This window comes from Streptomyces sp. NPDC041068 (assembly GCF_040647455.1).
Lineage (GTDB): Bacteria > Actinomycetota > Actinomycetes > Streptomycetales > Streptomycetaceae > Streptomyces.
In genome coordinates this window covers 25,920-44,704 of record NZ_JBEZCG010000030.1, presented here as the reverse complement: position 1 = coordinate 44,704, position 18,785 = coordinate 25,920, and the positions used below count along the sequence as shown (strand labels likewise).

Here is an 18,785-nt window from a genome sequence, read left to right as displayed (position 1 = left end):
ATGGATCAACTCCGCTCCTCTGAGGTCGAGTCCCGCTTCCTGTACCGGTAGTCGCATCGTTCAGCCGCACACGTGCGTACCTCGGTGAGTGGTGGTCATGGGGCGATGGGGCTGATTTCAAGTCAAAGCTCCTGGGAGCAACCACTGCTGGTCTGTGAGCAACCAGGCATCTACGCGCGTCGGGCGGCGGGCCACTTGTCGCTTTCGCGGTAAAGATCAGGGCTGAAAGGCAGGGCAACCGGCGGGAAAGGCTGTGCGATATCCGTGTGGTGCTGCCTAGCGTGCGAGAGCCCAGTGACCGTGGGGGTCACTGGGCTCTGTCTTCCTGAGGAGAAGCATGTCTTCACGCACCACAGGAACAGCGCACAGACGCACGCAGGTTCGCGCGAGACGCATCGCCGTGGCGGCTTCGGTCAGCGTGGCACTCATGGCCGGAGTGGTCCCGGCGGCCATGGCTCAGCCCGAGCCCACAGGCCCCTCCTCCTCCGCTTGGGGCAAGGGCGGCGCCAAGGCGGAGATGCCGCCGGTGAAGGTCGGTAAGACCAAGGCCCCGGACTCCGTAGGTGAAGAGGTCTCGGGCCAGGTGGCGGCATGGCGCAAGGCGCAGGAGGAGCGCGCCCGCACCGCGACCGGGAAGCGGGAGCCCGCCGCGAAGGCCGTGGCCGCGGTGGTGCCCAAGGGGCAGGGGGACGTGCCCTGGCACCAGATATCCGATGTCCGGGTCACCGACTCCCTGGTGGCCCGGATCAATTACTCCACCGGCAACCTGATGCTTGCCGCCACCGACTTCCAGGTCGCCGGGGTCGGCAACTCCCTGCAGCTGACCCGCACCTACAACTCCCTGGACGCGCCGTGGGGGAAGGTGTCGCAGCGCTGGTGGGCCAACTACGAGCGTTACCTGCAGGTCGAGGACGGCCAGGTCGTGCTGTACGACGCCACGGGCGGGGCGGTCACCTTCACCAAGAAGGCAGACGGCACCTACAGCACCCCCAAGGGCTACCGCCTGGACCTGAAGAAGACGGCCAACGGCGAGTACACGGTCACCGAACGCGGCTCCGGCGGCAAGGACACCTACAGTGCCTCCGGCACGCTGGTGAAGATGTCCGACCGCAACGGCGGGCACGTCCTGGTCGAGCAGCACGATGCGGGCAGTGAGCACAAGGGCTTCAAGCTCACCGAGTCCCGCTCCGGCCGCTTCGTCGACCTGGTCAAGACCGACGCCTCGCAATGGCAGGCCAAGGACAACACCGGCCGCACCGCCGTCTACGACCTGAACCCGGCCGGTGACCTGGCGAAGGTCACCGACACCGAGGGCAAGGCCACCCACTTCGGCTACGACACCAGTCGCCGCCTGACGAAGATCACCACCCCGGAAGGCCGGGTGACCGTCTTCACCTACGACAGCGACAACCGCGTCACCTCGATGAAGCGAGCCACCCATTTCGACGGCTCCGGCGAGACCGGACCGACGTACCTCTACACGTACACCGCCGGAGAGGGCAGGGCGGGCACGACCAAGGTCACCGACCCGGCGGGGAACACCACCACCTACGCGCACGCCGCCGACGGTGAGATCACCAAGGTCACCGACGCGCTGGGCCGCAACCGCGAGCGCACCTACGACGCCAACCTCAACCTTGAGACGGCCGTGGACGCCATGGGCGTGGGTGGTACCCCGGGCAACGTCACCGCGTACGGCTGGGACACCCGCTCCAACCCCACCTCCGCCAAGCTGCCCACCGGCGCCACCTCCACGCTCACCGGCTACAAGACCATCGCCGGCGCGGACGTCCCCGGCAAGATCACGTCCGCCGACGGCGTCATGGTCGACTACGACTACGACGACGCGGGCAACACCACCAAGGAGACCGTCGCCGGGGCCGATGGCGGCACCCGCACCTTCACCTACAACCCCAAGTCCCCTACCTGCGGCGGCTTCGAGGGACAGCGCTGCGAGGTCAAGGACGCCAACGGCAAGGCGACGAAGTCCACTTACGATGCCAAGGGCAATCTGTCCAAGGTCACCCCGCCGAACCCGATGGGTGCGACCACGTACACCTACGACGGCCTCGGTCGCCCGGAGACCAGCGTCGACGGCCGTGGCATCAAGACGGTCTACGTGTACGACAACCGGGACCGGATCAAGAAAGTTTCCAGCACGAACATGACCGTCACCTACGAGTGGGACGGTGACGGCAACCTCAGGCAACGCTCGGACGCCACGGGTGTCACCAAGTACGACTTCGACCCGCTGAGCCGGGAGACGATCCGCACCCTGCAGGACGGCTCGCAGACCGTCCTCACCTATTACCCCGAGGGCAACGTCGAGACGTACAGCGATCCGTCCGGCACGGTGAAGTACACGTACAACAAGGTCAACAAGCTCGAAACCCTCACCGACGCCCAAGGCAAGAAGACCGGCTACGAGTACAACGCGAACGACTTCCGCACCAAGACCAGCTTCCCCGGCGGCACCGTCGAGACCATCACCCCGGACAAGGCCAACCGCGCCAAGCGCATCAAGGCGACCTCACCGTCCGGCACCCTGGTCGACCTCGCCTACGACTACGCGTACACCAGCGGCGGCACCACCAAGGACGGCACCCAGATTCGCACCGAGACCGACGCCGTTGCGAGCCTGAAGCGCACCTACACCTACAACTCCGCCGGCCGCCTGACCTTCACCAACGAAACCAAGGGGTCGACGGTCAACGACAGTTGGCTGTACTGCTACGACAAGACGGGCAACCTCACCTCCCAGGGCGTCAAGGCGGGCTGCCCCGGCGGCACCACCTACACCTACAATGACGCCTCCCAGCTCACCGGCAAGAACGGTGACACCAGCGGCTGGTCCTACGACAAGGCCGGCAACGAGACCGCGGCCGCCCCGACCCCCGAGACCACCCGCACCGGCGGTCAGTGGAACGACTTCTCCCAGCTCACCTCAATCACCCAGGGCGGCCAGGAGTTCAAGGGACGCTACGCCTCCACCGACCAGTCCGAACGCACCCAGTTCGGCGACACCACCTTCCACCACGGCCCGGTCGGCCTCTCTGCCAAGACCACGGCCGGGATGGACATGAGCTTCACCCGCGAACCGGGCGGCAACCTCAACTCGTTCCGTACAGAGAGCCCGTTGAGGACGCAGAGCACGTACTACTACCTCACCGACGCCATCGGATCCACCCGAGCCGTCGTCAACGACCAAGGCGAGAAGGTCAACACCTACGACTACAGCCCGCGCGGCGTCACCCGGAACATCAACGAGAAGGTCCCCCAGCCCTACCGGTTCGCCGCCGGTTACCAGGACCCGACCGGGCTCTACCACCTGTCTGCCCGGTACATGGACCCGCGCACCGGACGCTTCACTCAGCCCGACCCGGCCGGGCTCGAAACCAACCCGTACCTCTACGCCTCCGGCGACCCCACCAACATCATCGATCCCACTGGCCTGTGGGGATTCTCCGACCTCACTGAAGGGCTCGGTGGAGCGATCGGCGGTGTGGTAGGCGGCTTTGCGGCAGCAGCCGTCTGCACGGCCGCCACGGTCGGCTGCATCATCGGAGGAGCGGTGATCGTCGGCCTGAGTACCGGGTCCGGAGCGTCCATCGGATCCGCTCTGGGTGGCGGCGACAACGCCGACCGGCAGGATGCGTTCCTCAACGGCACCATATTCGGGGGACTCGGCACGACCGGCTTCAGGTTCGGACTCAACCACGTGTTCAGGTAGGCGCCAGTCCTGGACTCTTGAGGTGGCAGGACCTCGTCCTGCCACCTCGCCCATAGTGGCAGCATCTTGGGAGTGGCACGTTGGACGACATCGATACGCGCGTACGTCAGGTAACACCTAAGGCAGTTTGGAAGCGACTGATGCTGATCGTCGCTCTGTGGGCCTGCTTTCCGCTGACTGCCGTGTTGTTCGTGCACACCGTAGGCGCCGGCGATGGTCTCGTTGTTTATGCGCTTCTGATCGCGGCGTGGTGGACCATCTCCTACAGCGGGCTGTCATGGAAGAACAGCAGACGAGTACAGGAGCTTCTCAACGAGGGTGAATCCCCGGTTGTGGTGTTCCCGGCCCGGCGTCCCCGCACCGCACTGCCGTGGCGGACGGTTCGCGGCTGCTTCGTCGTCCTCACTGAGCGCCAGGTCCTGGTGCTCGCGCACAATAGGGTCCTCGACATCCCCACAGGTGTGCTGTGGGTAGCCGACCGAGGCAAGAGTTCTGCCGAACTCCGGGCGGACGGACGGCTCCTGACTGTCAAGAGCCATGGCTCGAAGATAGGGCTCGGTGTAACGCCACGACGTAGAACGGCAACAGCCCAGTTTGTGACGGCTCTCGGCACGTCACGCCGACCTGACGAGCCTCCGCTTCCCCCACCGCCCCCACTGTGATCCGCCCCCACAGCCAGGGGCTACTCCAGCGCGAGAGTGTGACACGGCGGCCCTAGTCCTAGCCTCGCCCCTGACGAATAGCCCTTCACCCACTGAGTCAGGCGATGCCGTGGCGAGCAGTGCTCCCGGGTCCCGGGAGCACTGCTCGCGGGCGCAGTACCGGCGGCCCAGCTGACGTCGCTGCGGGATAAGAAGCTGAGGGTGGCGACGCCGATCGACCGCACGGTGGCGTCGGCACCGAGCGCAGTGCGCTGAGGCAGGTGGCGACGAGACCAGCCACAGAACACCGGCACTCCGTCACCCGGCGTGCCCCCCCCCGACGAAGCCACTGCCGGGAACACGCGCGGTGCTGTGAAGCCCGCCACAGAGAAGACATCGATGACGAGTTTGCGGAACCGGCCCCCGGCCTCCGCCTGACTAGCATTGCGAAAGAGGAGCGCCATGCCCGAGCCAGAGTGTCATGAGGTATGCGCAGGGTGGCGGTCCGAAGGACGAGCAGCGGGAGCTCCGAGGGCAGTCAGCTGGTCACGCCAGCCGACTGCGTGAGCGATGCGTGAGCGGACGGTTCCCCCAAGACCCGTCATCGTCTGGATCACACAGCACAGCGGCGCCATCCTCGGAATCGGAGTCGCCGCCGGGTGCAGCTTCGCCGCGGCCGCCCGAGTGGCCGGTGCCCGCACTGCGGCCGGTGAAGCAGGCAACGCACGAAGGTCCGCTCCTCCGAGGAACGGGCCTGACGTGTGCATCAGCTTCGTGATGTCGGAGTCCGGCCAAAGGCGGAGCCGGTCAATTGCTCGGAGACGTGCTGCGGGAGGGGGCGAGCGTCCAGGTACGGGCGCATGATGACGTTGGCGACCGAGGCTGGCATCGGCAGCGGCCTGACGCGCATCGCGACTGGCTTGCTGGGGACCAGTGCGGCGCGGGTTACTGAGGGGAGGTTGCCGGACCGTACGCCTTCTGCGCCATGAGGATGATCGCGTGCCGGGCCCGAATCACCTCGCGCGTCTCGTCAACGCCTTGGGGCATCGCAGTCAGACGACGGACGACGTCGTTGGGGACGACGGTGCTGGGAACGGGCTCTGTCACTGGTGATCCCTCCCTCGCAGATTTCGCTGTGCGGCTCCATCGTGGCACGCCGCGGGTCATGCCTGGGCGCCTACTGAGTCGAGGTTCGGGTTCTGCGAGCAGACCGCCAGAGCATCCGCGCGTGCCTGCTCGAAGGCCCTAGTCACGGCGGCTCTGTTGATTCCGCGGGCGTGAGCCTCCGTGGTGCCGCCGGGCCGGAACTCGGTCCGGAACTCGGCGGCCTTCGTGGTGAAGCTGTCGGGCTCGAATTCCCACGCCCACCGGCTCGTCACCGGAAGAGACTCGTAGGAGAGGGCACCGTCGGGGTCGTACGACGCCAGGGCGGTGTGTACGAACTCCCGGTCTGGCATCCGTGTCCAGACCGGTCCGCCACCGGACCACTGCTCGCGTTCCTCCGGGCCGATGGCTCCACGTCGCGTGATCTTGTCCTCGGACCAGCCGTCTGCACGCATGGCGTCGATCTCGTCTGCGTGGTCGCCGTTCCACTGGTCGGCGACGTCCTGAGCGTGCTGGCGGTCCGCGAAGGGCACATCGCGACCGTCGACGGTGACCACGAAGACCGTCTCGCTGTCGTCCTCCGCGCCGTACTGCACCATGCTGCTCGCGTCCTTCCAGGCTTCTTGAGCCAGGCCGGACATCTGGCGCGGCACGTTGGTCAGTCCGTCCGTCGCGGACGCCAGGCCGGAGTGTTCGAGGAATCCGGGCAGCGGTGCGTTCGGGTCCATGGCCCATTCGACTGCGGCCATGACCTCGTCGTCCAGCGCGTCCAGGAGGTGTCCGTATCGGTCCACAGTGGCGGTGATGGACTCGTGGCCAAGCCGTCCCTGGATGGCCGGCAGAGGCACCTTTGCGGCCATGAGCCAGGACGCGTGGGAGTGACGGAGGTCGTGGATACGCGGTCGCTTGATGAGCCCGTACTTCTCCGCGGCCAGCTCGATCGCGGGTATCCAGCGCAGACGGCGGAAGGTGCCCGGGTCCCACTCACCCCCTTCAGGGCCGGTGAATATCAGGTCGTCCTTCGCCAGGCCCTTGGCACGACGCCGCAGCATCCGGTCAAGCTTGTGGGTAATGACGACGGTCCGGCGGGACTTCCGGGTCTTGGGCGGGCCGAGTATGGACTTGCCGTCCTCGTCCTTCTTCCAGGACCTCTGGACTCGGATGGCGGGTCTGCCGTTGCGGCGTCGCAGGTCGCGGGGCTGGAGTGCGGTGGCATCGCCCCACCGGAAGCCAGTCTCGGCGATCGTCTCGCCGAGTTCCTTGGCATCGTCGGCGAGGCACTCGTGCAGCCATGCCCACTCCTCGCGTTCGAGGAAGACCATCTCTTCCTCGTCCTCGGTTCCGTCGAGCCGGGGGAGGCGCGTCTGCCCACAGGGGTTAGACGCCCGCAGTGACGGTTCTGCATCGACGGCGGACTGCAAGATCGCCGAGAGCAGGCCGTACTTGTTGTGGATGGTCTTCGGCTTGTACGCGGTCCGGGGATTCCGGTCGCGAGGGTCGAGCGGAGCAAGGCGCCCGGCCTCCATGTCGTTGACCCAGTCCTGAACCATGGAGCGGAGGATGCTCCCCTCACCGTCCTCTACGGAGTAGGGGCCGAACCAGGGGACCATGTTGTCCAGAACGTCTTTCTTGTACTTTGCGCGCGTATCGCCCTGGATACCGGTGAACCGGTCCACGCAGGCGAGGGCCAAGGGTTCGAACATCGTGCCCGGCCTGCGCTGGTCCGCTATGAATCCCTGACCTCGCACCCGCGGGGCGGCCACTGCTGGCCGTGTCCGTTCACCAGTTCCTTGCAGCGCTCGGCGGCGGTCTCATCGCTGAAAACCTCCGACTCCTGCTTGGCGTCTCGCGCGCCGCCAGCCCGCCACAGCACGGTGAAGCTCGCCGTGCCGTCCTTTTTGTTCCGCATCTTGATCGATGCCACGAGGGGACCGTACGGCAGGTCGGTGTTGACACTGTGTTGACGTCATAAACACGGAGAGGCCCTCTGACCAGCGTTTCCGCTGGTCAGAGGGCCTCTCCGGATGTGGAGCCTAGGGGAGTCGAACCCCTGACATCTGCCATGCAAAGACAGCGCTCTACCAACTGAGCTAAGGCCCCGCGGGTGATACGTCGGACCGGAAGAATCACGTCCCGGCGTGCATCGCAGACCAGAGTACCGGGTCACCCCCCGGATCTCGCAAAAGGATTGGGGGTCCCGGTCCACGACCACGCTCCGTAAGATGCTCGACGTGGTTCGCGGCAGCGAACCGCGGTCTTAGGGGAAGCGATGGGGAGACGCAATGGACGCCGCACAGCAAGACACCACCGCGAGAGCACGGGAGCTCCAGCGGAATTGGTACGGGGAGCCGCTGGGGGCGCTCTTCCGTCGCCTCATCGATGATCTGGGCCTGAACCAGGCGCGCCTCGCCGGGGTCCTCGGCCTGTCCGCGCCCATGCTGTCCCAGCTGATGAGCGGTCAGCGTGCCAAGATCGGAAACCCCGCGGTCGTCCAGCGCGTCCAGCTCCTCCAGGAACTGGCCGGCCAGGTCGCGGACGGCAGCGTGAGCGCCGCCGAGGCCACCGAACGCATGGACGAGATCAAGAAGTCCCAGGGCGGCTCCGTCCTCACCAACACCTCACAGACGGCGACCAGTTCGGGCGCCCCCACGGTCAAGCGCGTGGTGCGCGAGATCCAGTCGCTGCTGCGCTCCGTCGCGGCGGCCGGCGACATCATCGATGCCGCCGACTCCCTCGCCCCCACCCATCCGGAACTGGCAGAGTTCCTCCGGGTGTACGGCGCCGGGCGCACCGCGGACGCGGTCGCCCACTACGAGGCGCACCAGAGCTGAGCCTGAGCCGTCGACCGGGCCGCCACGCGGCCCGGAAGGGGAGCGAGCGCGACCATGGGTGAGGTCTTCGCCGGTCGGTACGAACTGGTCGACCCGATCGGACACGGGGGAGTCGGAGCGGTCTGGCGTGCCTGGGACCGCCGCCGCCACCGGTATGTGGCCGCCAAGGTCCTCCAACAGAGCGACGCACACGCCCTGTTGAGGTTCGTACGAGAACAGGCCTTACGGATCGACCACCCCCACGTGCTCGCGCCCGCCAGCTGGGCCGCCGACGACGACAAGGTCCTGTTCACCATGGACCTGGTCGGCGGCGGCTCGCTGGCTCATGTGATCGGGGACTACGGCCCACTGCCGCCCCGCTTCGTCTGCACCCTCCTCGACCAGTTGCTCTCCGGCCTCGCGGCCGTCCACGCCGAAGGCGTCGTCCACCGCGACATCAAGCCGGGCAACATCCTGTTGGAAGCCACCGGCGCCGGGCGCCCTCATCTGCGCCTGTCCGACTTCGGTATCTCGATGCGCAAGGGCGAGCCCCGGCTCACCGAGACCGACTATGTGGTGGGCACTCCCGGCTACTTCGCCCCCGAACAAATGCTGGGCGCCGAACCGGACTTCACCGCCGACCTCTTCGCCGTCGGCCTGGTCGCCCTGTATCTCCTGGAGGGCGCCAAGCCGGACGCCAGGGCGCTGATCGAACACTTCGCCGAGCACGGCACGCCACGCGCCCCACGAGGCATGCCCGAGCCCCTCTGGCAGGTCATCGCCACCCTCCTCCAGCCGGACCCCCAGACGCGCTTCCGCACCGCCACGGGCGCGCGCAAGGCGCTGGCCTCGGCTGCCGAGATGCTGCCCGAGCCGGGGCCCGACGACGAGCTCATCGAGATCTTCGACCAACTCGCCCCGCTGCCCACCGGATTCGGCCCCGACGGCCCTCTCGCATCCGCACCGAGGCCGGGCCCGGCCTCGGGTCACATGCGCCCTACCGCAAGGCCGGAGACCCCCACCGACCCCTCGCTATGGACTCGGTCCCCCACTCCGGCACCGACTCCGGCTCCAACTCCCACTCCGACGTCCACACCCACGCCATCCGATCCCCTCCCGTCCGTCGCCTCGGAGACGGGCAGCTTCCACCTGCCTCCGCCCCTGCAGCCGCCTCAGCCGTCCACTCCCCCCACGCCCACTCCGGCGCCCCCGCAGGCACCCACTCCCGACCCCGCACAAGCCGTGACGTCCGCGGTGCACCGCAGCCACGCTCCTACTTATCCATACACCGCTCAGGCCGCTCAGGTTCCACCCCAGAACCAAACAGTTCCCCAGCCCCACGCCATGGCATTCCCCGCCCCGCCAAGGCGCCCCGGACCGCCCGCGAAGGTCGCGGTCCCGATGCTGCTCATCGCGTTGATCTGCCTCGCGATCGGCACCTGGGCGCTGACCCGGATCTGACTGCGGGCCCTCGCCGGCCCTTCACCAACCCCGCGGCGGCCCGAACTCCGCAGGCGCATGCTCGGCCGCAGGCCCAGGCACCACGGCGGCCGAAGCCGCGACCGCCGCCCTCCGCCGCGCGACCAGCGTCCACACACCGAGGATCCCCAGCAGCACCACACCGGTCCCGATCCCACCGGCGGCAAGCACCACCATCGCCTCGTCGACGCCCCCCGCACCGCTCCCGGCGGGCGTCTCTCCTCGCTTCGCGGCCGCCGTGTCCCGCTCCGTCACTCCGAACTCGTCGGCGGGCCGAGGCGATCCCGCGTACGCGGGCCCCGGCTTCGGCGACCCGTCCACATCCACACGCAGCGTCAGTTCCAGCGGCCCCGCACCGAGCTTCTCGGCGACTTCCGGGCTGAGGTGGACCGACAGGTAGTACCAGCCGGCGAACCGCATCGCGGCCACCTCGTCGGTGAGGGCGAAGCGATTCTCGTACGCGACGGGCGGCAGCGGATCCATCACCGCCGACTTCTGCTTGCCGTCGTACGCCGTGTCCGCGTCGTCGACATGCGCACGCACGGGGTTGTACAGCGACATGACCAGCGCGGACGAGACATAGCCCGTGCCACGCGCGCTACCGCGTCCCGCACCGCCCCGCTCACCGCCCCCGCCCGAACTGCCGAGCTCCGCGGCGACCGAGAGCCGCTGCCCCCAGTCCACCGGCACGCGGTAGAAGAGGGTCTCCCCGGACTCGATCGCGGCCCCCCATACCCCGCTCTCAAGCCCTCGCGCCCTGTTGAAGCTCGTGCCGCCCTCACGCGGCTTCCGCTCGCCCGACGGCGGCACAGGCGTCGACGAGTCCCACGACCTCGGCGGCGCCGTCCCACCGTCCGCCCGCAGAGCGGGTTCTGACGCGACGTGAAGTTCCAGGTCCCAGTTGTCCCTGGCGGCCGCCGAGTCACCGATCCGCTCGACGGCCACGTAGTAGGTGCCGGCTCCCTCGCAGCTCTTCTCGTCGGGACCGACCCTGCGTGCCGCCGTGGCCGTGATGGGACGAGGGCTCTCCGAAGAGCCGTACCGCGCCTCCTGCGCCTCCAGGGGACTGCAGTTGTTGCCGTCCGCGTCCTGCACGGACACCTCGACTCCGTCGGCGTACGTCACCTTGGTGCCTGGCTTCGGGACGGCGGTCACCGAGACGTACGCGCTCTCCTCGGCCGTGAGCTCCAGGCGGTAAAAACGCTGCCCCACGCGCGGGAGAGAGCTTTTGTACGTCTTCCCGGGGCTGAGCCGGTGCCCCTCGACATTGCTCGTCGTGCCGTCGACCGTCTCAGCGCCTTCGGCGAAGGCATACGGACTGGGCGTCCCCGCGGCCCCGGCCCGGCCCGGAAGCGCCGCCACCACGCACAGTGCGGCCACCACGACCGGCACGGCCCGGCCACGGCCCCGTCTCCGCGCTCCCCGGCCCCCACCCAGCCGCCGCCTCATCACGCGCCACCCCTCGTCGCGAACCCAGACGTCCCACCCGTCCCGACCGTCCTGCCCGCCCGGCACCGCGCGAACACCACCGCGAACCCGCCACCGACGCAACCGCGCCATCGCACCGCCATCCACATTCGCTTACGCAAGCAAGAAATTTACGTACGCGAAGACTGTGCTCCGGAGCGACACAAGGAGGGCAACACAAAGCCCCGGCCGCAAAAGCGACCGGGGCCTGTGAAGTGACTGCTGTCGATACTCACGAACCCGTGGGCACGGAGTCAGTCGCCTCCGTCCACAGATCCTGCTCGGCGCGATCCGCCTGGATCTGGCGGTACACGAGGAGCCCGCCGATGGCGGCCAGTGCGACCAGGAGAAGCTTCTTCACCGCGCGACCTCGTCTTTCCTTGACGTAGGGGACTTCTGGCGCCCGACTATACACACCGATCGATATCGATCGGTGACCTGGATCCACCCCAACTCCCGCCCCGCGCACAGCAGTCGAACCGGACGCGGATCCTCCGTGCCGATCCCGCCCACTGTGACTTTCGCCGCTCTTGCCCCTTTCTCGGGGCTCTTGGGGCCATCCGGGTGGTGTTCATCTGAACATCGACGCGGCGCGTGCGTCGGTCCACCACTCTCGGCCCCGCATACACATCATGAGGAAAGTACGCAAATCGCCCAACCTGAATTGAGGGGCCATGACCGGCAACAAGGCCATGAAGCTGTGGACCACGATCGTCACCGCCTTCCTCGCGCTCTTCGCGGCGCTGGGGCTCACCACGACGGCCACCGCGGCCACGGCGACGCAGGAGACCACGAACACACGCAACGCCACGGCGAGCGCGCCCGCGCAGGCCATGGCCTTCTGGTCGGCGGCGTACGAACGGTCCTTGCCCCCGACGATGAAACAGCGCATCCGGGCCGAGGCCCATGGCTCGTCCCCCAGCTGCCGGCACCTGCCCCCGACGGACACGGAAGCCGAGGCTGAGAACACCGCCCAGGAGCCAGGGCTCGCCGCGGAGCCGTAACCCCGGCCCCCACACCAGGGCACACGCCCTCCCCGCCTTCAGAAGACCCCCAGCCGCCACCGGCCGGGGGTCTTCTTGCGACGGCAGCTACCGATGCCGCCCGATAGTCCCAGCTCATCGTCGGCCTGCGATGATCTGATCAGGCGTTATCAGCATTTGTCGTCCTTGATCTTCTCGGCCGACCCGGCTGCCAGGAAGATCTCAGGAGAGCGCACGTGAACCGTCGCGCCGCAAGACGTGCGCCGTCGCGACGTCGGCGTGCTCTGTACGCCACCGCTTATCTCGCGGCCGCCCTGCTGATGCTCGGGGGTTCCGTCGTGTTCGGCGCTCTCGAACTGGTAGCCGCCCTCGGCGCAGGCACGTCGACCGGAAACCTGTGGGTCGATCGCTGCGAGACGAGATCCGCAGCCCGCAGTGGAGACAAACGCGTCTGCCTGGGCACCTTCCGCTCCAACAGCGATGACACGGTCGACGAACACGCGGAGGTGGACTCCGAGGACGGCCGGGACGGTCACCCCATACCTGTGACACGCACGCTCGCCGGTGAGTACGTACAGCACGACTCGCTCACCGCCGGGGGAGCCGCGGTGCGGACACTGATCTTCGCAGTCGCGGGAGTCGGTTCCGGGATGGCGGCGGCGTACCACGGGAGTCGCAGATTGAGACACAGGATCGAGCACGGCACCCCAAGACGACGCGATGCCCCATGACGACACAGCGCCCCAAGACGACGAAGACCCCCGGCCCAAGTGGACCGGGGGTCTTCGTGCTGGTGGGGCTAACAGGATTTGAACCTGTGGCCTCATCCTTATCAGGGATGCGCTCTAACCAACTGAGCTATAGCCCCGCCGCGCTTCGGTGTGTGTCCCGCGCGCTGACCTCTGAAGATTAGCGCACCTGGGGGCCAGTCCCAAAATCGATACCCGCGCGCGGGGAACCCCGCACCGAAGCCCCTGGGAAAGCAGGGGTCACTCGTCCTCGGCCAGGGTGAGCTCGACGCCGCCCACGAAACCCGCGGAGAGGTTGTAGATGAAGGCGCCGAGCGTCGCCAGCGCCGTCGCCAGGACGACGTCGATGACCGCGATGATCGACGTGAACATCAGGACGCGCGGCAGCGACAGGAAGGACTGCAGGTCGAAGCCGTTGGACTCGTTCGAGCCCGTCGCCTCGGAGATCGTGCCACCGACCGTCGAGAAGACGCCCATCGCGTCCATGACCATCCACAGGACGGCCGCCGCGACGATCGTGCAGATGCCGAGCGCGATGGAGAGCAGGAAGCTGACCTTCATCACCGACCACGGGTCGGCCTTGGCCACCCGCAGCCGCGCCTTGCGCGTACGCGGCGTCGTGCGCGCCCCGGTGCGCGGCCGACGCACAGAGCCCGTCTGGGAGCCCTGCTGATAGGCCTGCGGCGGGTGGTACGGCTGAGAACCCTGCTGCTGAGGCTGACGCTCCCCGGGCAGCGCCCCGCCGCCCTGCGCGCCCTTGCCGCCCTTGTACGCGGCGTCGTACTGGCCAGAAGCCTGACCAGAAGTCCCTGGCCCTCGGGTGTCCGTCACAGTCCCCCCCTGGGATCCATGAGACTCATGAGAGTCGTGTGCATCAGTGGCGGAGCCACGGGCACCGTCTGTGCCGGTAGTGCCGGTCCTCTTCGCCCCGGCGCCCGTGGCTCCACTCACGATGACTCACTCCTCGCGCTACTCGGCCGAGGAGTCCGTTCCCTCGTCCGTACCGACGGCCGGCTCGGCGGCGTCCGATTCGTCGACGACGACATCGCCATCGACTTCCTCGGCCTCTCGTCCGGCCTCGGCGTTACGAGCGATACCGACCACGGCATCGCGCTTGCCCAGGTTGATCAGTTGGACGCCCATGGTGTCACGGCCCGTCTCCCTGACCTCGTTGACTCGCGTACGAATCACACCGCCGGACAGCGTGATGGCGAGGATCTCGTCGGTCTCCTCGACCACCAGCGCGCCGACGAGCGAGCCGCGGTCCTCCACGATCTTGGCGGCCTTGATGCCGAGGCCACCGCGACCCTGAACGCGGTACTCGTCGACGGCAGTCCGCTTCGCGTACCCACCGTCGGTGGCGGTGAAGACGAACGTACCGGGACGGACAACATTCATCGAGAGCAGTTCGTCGCCGTCGCGGAAACTCATGCCCTTGACGCCCGAAGTGGCGCGGCCCATCGGGCGCAGCGCGTCGTCCGTTGCGGTGAACCTGATCGACTGGGCCTTCTTGCTGATGAGCAGCAGGTCGTCCTCGGCCGAGACCAGCTCGGCGCCGATCAGCTCGTCGTCCGAACCGTCCTCCGTCTCACGGAGGTTGATGGCGATGACGCCACCCGAACGGGGCGAGTCGTAGTCCTTGAGGGGGGTCTTCTTTACGAGGCCGCCCTTGGTGGCGAGGATCAGATAAGGCGCCGCTTCGTAGTCACGGATCGCGAGGATCTCGGCGATCTGCTCGTCCGGCTGGAAGGCGAGGAGGTTCGCCACGTGCTGGCCGCGGGCGTCGCGTCCGGCATCGGGCAGTTCGTACGCCTTGGCGCGGTAGACACGGCCCTTGTTGGTGAAGAACAGCAACCAGTGGTGCGTCGTCGACACGAAGAAGTGGTCGACGATGTCGTCCTGCTTCAGCTTCGTACCGCGAACGCCCTTGCCGCCGCGCTTCTGCGAGCGGTAGTCCTCCGTCTTGGTGCGCTTGATGTAGCCGCCGCGCGTGATGGTGACGACGATGTCCTCTTCGGCGATCAGGTCCTCCATGGACATGTCGCCGTCGAAGGGCACAAGGGCGGAGCGACGGTCCTCGCCGAACTTCTCGACGATCACCGCGAGCTCTTCGCTGATGATCTGGCGCTGCTTCGCGGGCGAGGCCAGGATCGAGTTGTACTCGTTGATCTTCGCCTGGAGTTCGTCGTGCTCGGCGACGATCTTCTGACGCTCCAGGGCGGCGAGCCGGCGCAGCTGCATCTCGAGGATGGCGTTGGCCTGGATCTCGTCGATCGACAGGAGGCCCATGAGGCCCTCGCGCGCGATGTCGACGGTCTGGCTGCCGCGGATGAGCGCGATGACCTCGTCGATGGCGTCCAGGGCCTTGAGCAGGCCGCGCAGGATGTGGGCCCGCTCCTCGGCCTTGCGCAGCCGGAACTTCGTACGCCGGACGATGACCTCGATCTGGTGCGTCACCCAGTGGCGGATGAACGCGTCCAGCGAGAGAGTGCGCGGCACGCCGTCGACCAGGGCCAGCATGTTGGCGCTGAAGTTCGACTGCAGGTCGGTGTGCTTGTAGAGGTTGTTCAGCACGACCTTGGCGACCGCGTCCCGCTTCAGGACGATGACCAGGCGCTGGCCGGTGCGCGAGGACGACTCGTCGCGGACGTCGGCGATGCCGCCGACCTTGCCGTCCTTCACCAGGTCGGCGATCTTCTGCGCGAGGTTGTCGGGGTTGGTCTGGTACGGGAGTTCGGTGACCACCAGGCACTGGCGGTTCTGGATCTCCTCGACCGCGACGACCGCGCGCATCGTGATGGAGCCACGGCCCGTGCGGTAGGCCTCCTCGATGCCCTTGCGGCCCACCACGAGGGCGCCGGTCGGGAAGTCCGGGCCCTTGATGCGCTCGATGAGGGCGTCGAGCAGTTCCTCGTGCGAGGCGTCCGGGTGCTCGAGCGCCCACTGCGCGCCCGCCGCGACCTCGCGGAGGTTGTGCGGCGGGATGTTGGTGGCCATGCCGACCGCGATGCCCGCGGAGCCGTTGATCAGCAGGTTCGGGAAGCGCGCCGGCAGGACCGTCGGCTCCTGGTTGCGGCCGTCGTAGTTGTCCGTGAAGTCGACGGTCTCCTCGTCGATGTCACGGACCATCTCCATGGCCAGCGGCGCCATCTTGCACTCGGTGTAGCGCATGGCGGCCGCCGGGTCGTTGCCCGGAGAGCCGAAGTTGCCGTTCGAGTCGACGAGCGGCATCCGCATCGACCACGGCTGGGCGAGGCGCACCAGGGCGTCGTAGATCGAGGTGTCGCCGTGCGGGTGGTACGTACCCATGACGTCACCGACGACGCGGGCGCACTTGTAGAAGCCCTTCTCGGGGCGGTAGCCGCCGTCGTACATCGCGTACAGGACGCGGCGGTGCACAGGCTTGAGACCGTCACGTACGTCGGGCAGCGCGCGGGACACGATGACGGACATCGCGTAGTCGAGGTAGGAGCGCTGCATCTCCGTCTCGAGCCCGACGGGCTCGACACGCATGCCCACACCGGGAACGGCGGGTTCCTCTTCGGGCGTCACAGGGGTGTTCTCGTCGGCCATTGCTGGTCAAAGTCCTTTCGAGGTGCGGCTTGTACGGCCGACTCAGATGTCGAGGAAGCGAACGTCCTTGGCATTGCGCTGAATGAACGAGCGCCGTGCCTCGACGTCCTCTCCCATCAGCACCGAGAACAGGTCGTCGGCCTGCGCCGCGTCGTCCAGGGTCACCTGGCCGAGAACGCGGTGTTCCTGGTCCATCGTCGTGACGCGCAGCTCCTCGGCGTTCATCTCGCCGAGACCCTTGAAGCGCTGGACCGAGTCGTCCTTGATGCGCTTGCCGGACTGGCGGCCCAGCTCGATCAGGGCGTCGCGCTCGCGGTCCGAGTACGCGTACTGGAAGTCGTCGCGGGTCCACTTGATCTTGTAGAGCGGCGGACGCGACAGGTAGACGTGACCGGCCTCGACCAGCGGCCGCATGAAGCGGAACAGGAAGGTCAGGAGCAGCGTGTTGATGTGCTGGCCGTCGACGTCGGCGTCCGCCATCAAGATGATCTTGTGGTAGCGGAGCTTCTCGATGTCGAAGTCCTCGTGCACACCGGTGCCGAAGGCCGAGATGAGGGCCTGGACCTCCTGGTTGTGCAGGATCTTGTCGACGCGCGCCTTCTCGACGTTCAGGATCTTGCCTCGGATCGGCAGGATCGCCTGGTACATCGGGTCGCGGCCGGACTTCGCCGAACCACCTGCGGAGTCACCCTCGACGATGAAGATCTCGCACTTCGTCGGGTCGTTCGACTGGCAGTCGGAGAGCTTGCCGGGCAGGGACGCCGTCTCCAGGAGGCCCTTGCGGCGGGTCAGGTCGCGTGCCTTGCGTGCGGCGACGCGGGCCGTGGCGGCCTGGATGCCCTTGCGGATGATGTCCGCGGCCTCGTTCGGGTTGCGGTCGAACCAGTCCGTGAGGTGCTCGTGCACGACCTTCTGGACGAAGGTCTTCGCCTCGGTGTTGCCCAGCTTGGTCTTCGTCTGGCCCTCGAACTGCGGCTCGCCCAGCTTCACCGAGATGATCGCGGTCAGACCCTCGCGGATGTCCTCACCCGTGAGGTTGTCGTCCTTCTCGCGCAGCAGCTTCTTGTCGCGCGCGTAGCGGTTGACCAGACCCGTCAGCGCGGCCCTGAAGCCCTCTTCGTGCGTACCGCCCTCGTGCGTGTGGATCGTGTTCGCGAAGGAGTACACACCCTCGCTGTACTGCGAGTTCCACTGCATCGCGATCTCGGCCGAGAGGAGGCGCTCCTTGTCCTCGGCCTCGACGTCGATGACGGTCGGGTGGACGACCTCGCCCTTGCGGGAGTTGAGGTACTTCACGAAGTCGACGATGCCGCCTTCGTAGTGGTACGTCACCGTGCGGACCTCGTCGTCGGCCGCCTCGGCCGTGTCCGCGCCCGCCACGGCCTTCGCCGACTCGCGCTCATCAGTGAGTTTGATCGTCAAACCCTTGTTGAGGAACGCCATCTCCTGGAAGCGCCGCGCCAGCGTCTCGAAGGAGTACTCGGTCGTCTCGAAGACGTCCGGGTCGGCCCAGAAGGTGACCGTGGTACCCGAGTCCTCGACCTGCTCGTGCTTGGCGAGCGGGGCCGTCGGCACACCCAGCTTGTAGTCCTGGGTCCAGCGGTAGCCGTCGCGCTTGATCTCGACCGAGACCTTCGTCGACAGGGCGTTCACGACGGAGACGCCGACGCCGTGCAGACCACCGGAGACGGCGTAGCCACCGCCGCCGAACTTGCCGCCCGCGTGCAGCACGGTCAGCACGACCTCGACGGCCGGCTTCTTCTCCACGGGGTGGATGTCGACGGGGATGCCACGGCCGTTGTCGATCACGCGCACGCCGCCGTCGGCGAGGATCGTGACGTCGATCGTGTCCGCGTGTCCGGCCAGGGCCTCGTCGACGGAGTTGTCGACGACCTCCTGCACCAGGTGGTGCAGGCCTCGCTCACCGGTCGAGCCGATGTACATGCCGGGTCGCTTGCGAACCGCGTCCAGACCCTCGAGGACGGTGATGGCGCTGGCGTCGTACGAGGCGTTTGCCTCGTTCTCGCCGGCGTCGGTGGACGGGATGTTCTCGTTGGGGTTGCCGGAATCGGCCACGAAGCGCCCTTTCTGGCACAGCACAAGCCAAGCTCCCGGCGGTGGCCGGAGCGGCTGCGTCGTTCAGCGATAGTCAGCGTTGCTCGGTGCGTCCCACAAGTGGGGCGGGATTAGCTTCCAGTCTACCGGTAGCGCTGACAGTGATGGGGGTTTGCCGGTACCTGAGTCCGCAT

13 protein-coding genes and 2 tRNA genes are annotated in these 18,785 nt (G+C 67.5%); 5 read left to right on the top strand and 10 right to left on the bottom strand.

The window, feature by feature from the left end:
• The first annotated feature begins 427 nt into the window (after positions 1–427).
• Both AB0B50_RS42235 and AB0B50_RS42230 read left to right on the top strand, forming a co-directional pair.
• Positions 428–3,730, top strand: a complete 3,303-nt coding sequence (locus tag AB0B50_RS42235) for an RHS repeat-associated core domain-containing protein (protein ID WP_362342610.1) — start codon at positions 428–430, stop codon at positions 3,728–3,730.
• Positions 3,731–3,810: 80 nt separating this feature from the next.
• Positions 3,811–4,392, top strand: a complete 582-nt coding sequence (locus AB0B50_RS42230; RefSeq protein WP_362342607.1) for a hypothetical protein — start codon at positions 3,811–3,813, stop codon at positions 4,390–4,392.
• Between the two features lie 1,142 nt (positions 4,393–5,534).
• Here AB0B50_RS42230 and AB0B50_RS42225 read toward each other — a convergent pair.
• From AB0B50_RS42225 to AB0B50_RS42215, 3 genes are all read right to left on the bottom strand, one after another.
• The gene (locus AB0B50_RS42225; RefSeq protein WP_362342604.1) at positions 5,535–7,178 is read right to left on the bottom strand and encodes a site-specific integrase; all 1,644 of its coding nucleotides are present in this window, start codon (positions 7,176–7,178) and stop codon (positions 5,535–5,537) included.
• 23 nt (positions 7,179–7,201) lie between these two features.
• On the bottom strand, positions 7,202–7,399 hold the full coding sequence (locus tag AB0B50_RS42220) for a hypothetical protein (RefSeq protein WP_362342601.1): 198 nt from the start codon (positions 7,397–7,399) through the stop codon (positions 7,202–7,204).
• 103 nt (positions 7,400–7,502) lie between these two features.
• Positions 7,503–7,575, bottom strand: a tRNA-Ala gene (locus AB0B50_RS42215).
• 182 nt (positions 7,576–7,757) lie between these two features.
• Between AB0B50_RS42215 and AB0B50_RS42210 the strand changes: the two genes are divergently transcribed.
• Positions 7,758–8,306: a DNA-binding protein gene (locus AB0B50_RS42210; protein WP_362342598.1), complete on the top strand. Its 549-nt coding sequence runs from the start codon at positions 7,758–7,760 to the stop codon at positions 8,304–8,306.
• 54 nt (positions 8,307–8,360) lie between these two features.
• Positions 8,361–9,746, top strand: a complete 1,386-nt coding sequence (locus tag AB0B50_RS42205) for a serine/threonine-protein kinase (RefSeq protein ID WP_362342595.1) — start codon at positions 8,361–8,363, stop codon at positions 9,744–9,746.
• A gap of 21 nt (positions 9,747–9,767) precedes the next feature.
• Here the strand turns inward: AB0B50_RS42205 and AB0B50_RS42200 are convergent, their stop codons facing one another.
• Both AB0B50_RS42200 and AB0B50_RS42195 read right to left on the bottom strand, forming a co-directional pair.
• Positions 9,768–11,147 carry a hypothetical protein gene (locus AB0B50_RS42200; RefSeq protein WP_362342592.1) on the bottom strand — a complete coding sequence of 460 codons (1,380 nt, stop codon included), beginning with the start codon at positions 11,145–11,147 and terminating at the stop codon, positions 9,768–9,770.
• A 316-nt stretch (positions 11,148–11,463) separates the two neighbouring features.
• Positions 11,464–11,592 (bottom strand): DLW-39 family protein, encoded by a 129-nt coding sequence (locus tag AB0B50_RS42195; protein ID WP_003999697.1) that lies wholly within the window; start codon positions 11,590–11,592, stop codon positions 11,464–11,466.
• Between the two features lie 313 nt (positions 11,593–11,905).
• Here AB0B50_RS42195 and AB0B50_RS42190 point away from each other — a divergent pair, with 313 nt between their 5' ends.
• A complete protein-coding gene (locus tag AB0B50_RS42190; protein WP_362342589.1) occupies positions 11,906–12,235 on the top strand; it encodes a DUF6344 domain-containing protein in 330 nt (109 codons plus the stop codon).
• Between the two features lie 149 nt (positions 12,236–12,384).
• Here the strand turns inward: AB0B50_RS42190 and AB0B50_RS42185 are convergent, their stop codons facing one another.
• The 5 genes from AB0B50_RS42185 to gyrB all read right to left on the bottom strand — a co-directional run bounded on the left by AB0B50_RS42185 (position 12,385) and on the right by gyrB (position 18,636).
• Positions 12,385–12,795 (bottom strand): hypothetical protein, encoded by a 411-nt coding sequence (locus tag AB0B50_RS42185; RefSeq protein ID WP_362342586.1) that lies wholly within the window; start codon positions 12,793–12,795, stop codon positions 12,385–12,387.
• Positions 12,796–13,005: 210 nt separating this feature from the next.
• Positions 13,006–13,082: transfer RNA gene (locus AB0B50_RS42180), tRNA-Ile, on the bottom strand.
• Positions 13,083–13,203: 121 nt separating this feature from the next.
• Positions 13,204–13,914, bottom strand: a complete 711-nt coding sequence (locus tag AB0B50_RS42175; RefSeq protein WP_362342584.1) for a DUF3566 domain-containing protein — start codon at positions 13,912–13,914, stop codon at positions 13,204–13,206.
• Between the two features lie 18 nt (positions 13,915–13,932).
• The gene (gene gyrA, locus AB0B50_RS42170) at positions 13,933–16,536 is read right to left on the bottom strand and encodes a DNA gyrase subunit A (protein ID WP_362342581.1); all 2,604 of its coding nucleotides are present in this window, start codon (positions 16,534–16,536) and stop codon (positions 13,933–13,935) included.
• 42 nt (positions 16,537–16,578) lie between these two features.
• Complete coding sequence (gyrB, locus tag AB0B50_RS42165; RefSeq protein WP_362342579.1) at positions 16,579–18,636, bottom strand: DNA topoisomerase (ATP-hydrolyzing) subunit B; 2,058 nt, start codon at positions 18,634–18,636, stop codon at positions 16,579–16,581.
• Positions 18,637–18,785 lie beyond the last annotated feature (149 nt).